The organism is Pseudoalteromonas sp. 19-MNA-CIBAN-0066 (genome assembly GCF_040308705.1).
In the GTDB taxonomy this organism is placed as follows: Bacteria; Pseudomonadota; Gammaproteobacteria; order Enterobacterales; family Alteromonadaceae; genus Pseudoalteromonas; species Pseudoalteromonas nigrifaciens.
Genome location: NZ_JBEONZ010000405.1, coordinates 1 through 238, shown reverse-complemented (window position 1 = coordinate 238; position 238 = coordinate 1). Strand labels below are relative to the sequence as shown.

Annotated in this window: 1 protein-coding gene; it reads right to left on the bottom strand. The window is 48.3% G+C overall.

Annotated elements, in window-relative coordinates:
• Positions 1 to 238 (bottom strand): SDR family NAD(P)-dependent oxidoreductase (locus AAEZ18_RS19610; protein WP_352256129.1); only part of this gene is annotated, 238 nt, incomplete at both ends.

Genomic DNA, 238 nt, shown 5'->3' with positions numbered 1-238 from the left:
AAGTGGCAACCTCAGGCTGACCATAGATAGCCGATGCCGAGGACACATTGACGATTTTGCCATCTTTGCTCTCCGCCAAATAAGGCGCTAGCTTATGACAACCAATCAGCACGCCCTTACAGTTGACGTCGATGAGCGACAATTGCTCCTCTAATGCTGTCTTTGGCAATGCTCCGCTAACCAGCACACCCGCATTATTAATCAGCGTATCGATGCCGCCAAAGTTATTAATCATTTG